General features: G+C 40.6%; 4 protein-coding genes. All 4 read right to left on the reverse strand.

Features of this window, described 5'->3' with window-relative positions:
- The coding region (locus ABFQ95_07640) for an amino acid carrier protein (protein MEN8237392.1) at nt 1-1,170 on the reverse strand (1,170 nt) is incomplete at its 3' end.
- Between the two features lie 433 nt (nt 1,171-1,603).
- Nucleotides 1,604-2,491: a LysR family transcriptional regulator gene (locus ABFQ95_07645; protein MEN8237393.1), complete on the reverse strand. Its 888-nt coding sequence runs from the start codon at nt 2,489-2,491 to the stop codon at nt 1,604-1,606.
- A gap of 3 nt (nt 2,492-2,494) precedes the next feature.
- Nucleotides 2,495-2,620: a hypothetical protein gene (locus tag ABFQ95_07650; protein MEN8237394.1), complete on the reverse strand. Its 126-nt coding sequence runs from the start codon at nt 2,618-2,620 to the stop codon at nt 2,495-2,497.
- Between the two features lie 197 nt (nt 2,621-2,817).
- A partial coding sequence (locus tag ABFQ95_07655; GenBank protein ID MEN8237395.1) for a hypothetical protein occupies nt 2,818-4,759 on the reverse strand: 1,942 nt, incomplete at its 5' end.

Here is a 4,759-nt window from a genome sequence, read left to right on the forward strand (position 1 = left end):
AAAGGCTTCGATACACGTACGAGTGCTTTGCAGACAATGATCTTGCCAGGCTCCTGTAACCAGCAACACGGTTCCAGTCATCGTGCAGACAACCATCACAATGATCGGTGATAAAATACTCACCAAGCCCTGCACCACTCGGTTATCGAGGCTCTCATGGGTATCGGTTACAGCAGCGTGGATAATAGGAGCCAACCCTAAACCAGAATCTGTGGCAAATAATCCTCGATCAAAGCCAGAGCGAATCGCCTCAAACAAGGTATACCCCAACATCCCCCCTGTCACTGAAGATGAGGAAAAGGCTGAGCTAACAATCAGTGCGAGTGCTGGCACAATTTGATCATAGAAAAACACCAAAATCACCACACAGGTGCTAACGTAGATCAATGCCATCAAAGGTACAAGCGCAGAAACAACGTGAGCAAACCGCTGCAAACCTCCCCAAATCACTCCCCCAACCAGAGCAGCAAGACCGACCCCAAATACCCACGGTGCAATACTTAATTCTTTAATAGGCAAAGATAGTGAGTGCACCTGCACTAGATTGCCAACCGTCAGGGCTGAAGTAACGGTCAGCACACAAAATAGCTTAGCGAGACTAGGCGCTTTGAGTCCTTTCTCCAGGTAATACATAGGTCCTCCCACGTATTCTCCTGCTGAATCCTTTTGCCGGTAATGAACACCTAAGTAACAACCAACGTACTTGACCAACGATGCTAGCAAGGCCATCACCCACATCCAAAATAGGGCTCCAGGACCACCTGCTGCAAGTGCTACCCCAATCCCTGAAATATTACCAGTTCCCAGGTTACCACCTAAAATTGCCGCCAGGGCGTTAAAGGTAGAAATTCCCCCTTTTTGCTTTTGAGTTTGCACCAACTGAAACGAGGTTTTTAGTTTTAAGATTTGGATGAACCGCAAACGAAAGCTTAGGTATAGGCCAAAAATACCAATTAAGGGTAAAATAAAATACAAGGTCAGCCCTGTCTTTATCAAATCAATCATACGCGAATCGTCACCACTTGCTTGGCTTGTGTGTCCATAATCTAAAGGATAGGACAATTTGCCTGGTGGGTCTATACCCGTGCTGAATGATGACCGCCGTGTTTCTAAGAAAAATTTTGCTTTTTGGGCAACTGCATCATATCCAAGATCAGAAGTCCGAATCAAAGCCAGTGCTAATTTCTGTTATCCTCTGTGCTTGTATGGTTTTCTGATGTTGTGCAAAACGCTACCACAGCAAGAATAGAAGGAGGAGACGCCAATCCAACCTCCTTCATATTCAAGGTCCGAGCAAAGTGCAAGGGAGGCTACGCACTCCGCTTTTCCTAAGCATCCTAATCTTAATAACAACCAACCGTCCTAACTATGGTGAGTCTACATCTTCTTATTAATTTTAAAAGCGCTATGTTTGCATAGTAGTATTTGTTTTTTGCATTATTGAATGCAACCATATCCCAATAGCATTCAGGGATGTTCAGTGAGAGTATGCTGGTGTTCAAACAATGAGTTAGCAAAGGTGTAATGGCGGCGATATTTTTGTTCGTAAAAATTGACATTGTAAACTACCTTTTGTATTAATTAGATTAACGTTTTTATGTAATTAAATACTTCTTGTTATTAATTTCTCTTTAAGAAATTTTCCAAAATATTTTATCCGCTTAATTTCAGAAAATTTGTGAGAATATATGTAGTATATTTTCATAACCGGCCCATTTAGTTTGGGTAATACCCTTATTAGTTGGGAGTTTTTTTGTGCGTACTCTTGTGAAAGAGCTGCTATTCCCATGCCTTTAGTTGCCATAATATGTAGACCCTGGGAAGAATTAACAGACAAATACGGAGTTCGAGTATTGGAATGGGCGCCAACTTCTAAAATCCAATTAATGTTTCCATACATGTGTATACCGTGGTTTCCGAAAGTCAGCAACCTATGGTTATCTAAATCCTTTTCTTTTTCTGGCATTCCAAATTCTTCCAAATATTTCTTACTTGCATATAGTCCTAGATGAAACGATGTAAGATATTCCTGTACTAAAGTTGGTTGGTTGTCCACATATGTTCTAATGGCTACATCAACCTCTCTAGTTCGTAAATTTAAGTTTTCGTCACTAGCAATGATAGTTATTCTAATTTTGGGATAGATATTGAGAAAATCAGGTATGTATTGAGGTAGCCAAAAAGAAGCCAACGAGTTTGTTGTAGCAATTTTTATTTTCCCAAGCGTTTCTTTACTTATTTCAGCAATTTTAGATTGGGCTTTTTCAGCTTCCTCAAGCATTTTTTCAGTACTTTCATAAAGCAAAGTTCCTTCCTCAGTTAAAATCAGTCCTGCTTTTGCACGTACAAAAAGAGGCCTTCCAATTCTGTCTTCTAAAGCCAAAACCTGCCGACTGACAGAAGATTGGCTTAAATTCATAGTGTTTGCAGCTTTTGATATGTTGGAGAATCTAGCCACATTATAAAAAGTTTTTAGTTTGTTCCAATCCATGATTTACTCTCCTGTACAGCAGAATGGAGTTGCTATCACATCTAATGTCAAGTGGGTAATTGTGTCTTGTATGTTTTTCTTAACAATCCAAGACATGCGATCAATGGCTTCCTCCGTATTATGAGTCATTTTATAGCCATGGTAATTTGTCTAGTCAATCCTGTAAAAACAAAAACAGGAACCCCGACCTCGTAGTGCCTTGAAATCGTTTGCTATTTTTTAAAAGTAGGGATTCTACGGTAAAGTAGTGAAGTTTTAGTTGCATTTGTTGAACAACTCATTGCTCGTTTTGTTGCTTGATATACCTAGCACGGGCATACCGACTTCTAAAACATCCCTCCATCGATGTATTGGTTATCCTCTAAGAAGACTCCACCCTCAAGCGAAGTTCCAACAAGATCCTCTAAAAAGACAACATCATCATTTAAACGCTCGATATCAGTACATTCTTCTGGACACTTTTGAATTCCATCTTCCAATGTAACCAATTGCCCCTCACCTCCTGCCATCATTAAATTTTCCTCAAAATTGTTACCCTGCTTGAATGCAAACGCGATAAAATCTGTAAAATCACCAAGTGATAATTCATTGTCATCGACCCAGTCCATTAAATCATCAACAAATGCAAATTGTTCTTGATCCCCTCCTTCAAATTTAACCTTTTTGACATCCAAATCATCTCCTGCAAGTCCATTGCTTAGGTAGAGAACAATATTACTGGTCTCTCCTAACGCAATCGGTGATTCCCCCTTAATAATAATTTCTTGGGTCGAAGTATCAGCTCCACCTGCACCATCACTAACCTCGTAATCAATGGTAAAAGTTACACTCTCAGATTCAAACAAAGAACGAAAGATGAACTTAGGGTCAAAAAACACTTCTTCTCCCGTTGCAACGTCCAAGATAAATTCGGCGGTTTTTTGTGTAGCAACATTTTCAATCACAAATATAACCTCACCATCGCTTAGATCAGGACTATCCAAACTAATTGTGAAACTTTCAGGATTGGAAGATTCAAGCTCACCAACTGCACTAATTAGAAGGTCTTCAGGCAGTCTATTCGCATTTTCAAGTTTATTAAAAGCGAAACCATTAACTTCATTTTCATTGACCATTACAAATTCATCACCATCGATCAACGGATCTCCTTTGCCAACAATAATCAGCTTTTCAAAAGAGTTATCCGTCCCCCCCTGACCATCACTAACGACATAATCAATAACGATCTTGACTTGTTCACCATCAACCAGTCCCAAAAAAGCACCGTCAGGGTCATCAAAAGTTTCAATTCCTTTATCGGTCAAACTAAGCGTTGCAACACCACGATCAGTTGTAAACTCGTAACGAACCAAACCAGCACTGATATCCCCAATGGCATCTGAAACCTCAAGCATAAAATCAGCAGGTTTGCTCAATATATCCGGATCTGAAACTGCACTCAAAAATAGTAGTTCTTTAGGAGTGTCAACGTCTGTTGCATTTTCAAGTTTGTTGAGGACAAATTCATTCAGTTTGTTTTCTTTAATGAATCGGATCTCATCGCCATCAACCGGCGGTGTATTTACACCCTCAACCGTAATCGCTTGAAACGACGGTATCGTCCGACCTTCAGGATCGATTACTTGATATTCTATTGTTATCACTACATTTTCATCCTGAGCCAAGCCAATAAAAGCTGAATCTGGATCCATCCAGGTTTCCAAGCCTCGATCCGTTAAAGCGAGAGTTGCAGTGCCTAGATTGGTGGTAAACGTATACTCAACCAAGCCAGCATTAATATCTCCAATTGCCCCTGAAACTTCCAAGAAAAAATCTTCAGGTTTTTCGATGATTGGATCTGAAACCTCACTCAACCGTAACGTAATTGGATCACTCGAATTGTCCAACTTATTAAACGTCAAGCCATCCAAGTTATTTTCAGGAACAGGAACGATCTCCGGATCGTCGGTCGGTGGCGGCGTTAAACCTGCAATGCTGATCGCTTGCACAGAATCATCCGACCTGCCTTGGCCATCACTTACTCGGTAATCAATGCTAAAGGTGACACTGTCGTCAGCTGCCAAATCTGCAAAGATGCCATTGGGATCAGCAAATGTCTCTTCCCCTGTTGCCAGATCAAGCGAAATTGTTGCTTGTTCCTGAGTTGATACATTAGTGATCATAAATATGGCCAAGCCATTATTAAAATCCGGAGCGGAAATCGTAAACTCATCTGGATTGGAAGAACTCTGATCCAATATCGCACCGATGAACAGCTCTTCTTTGGCT

Source organism: Pseudomonadota bacterium (assembly GCA_039714795.1).
Taxonomy (GTDB): Bacteria; Pseudomonadota; Alphaproteobacteria; order JAGOMX01; family JAGOMX01; genus JBDLIP01.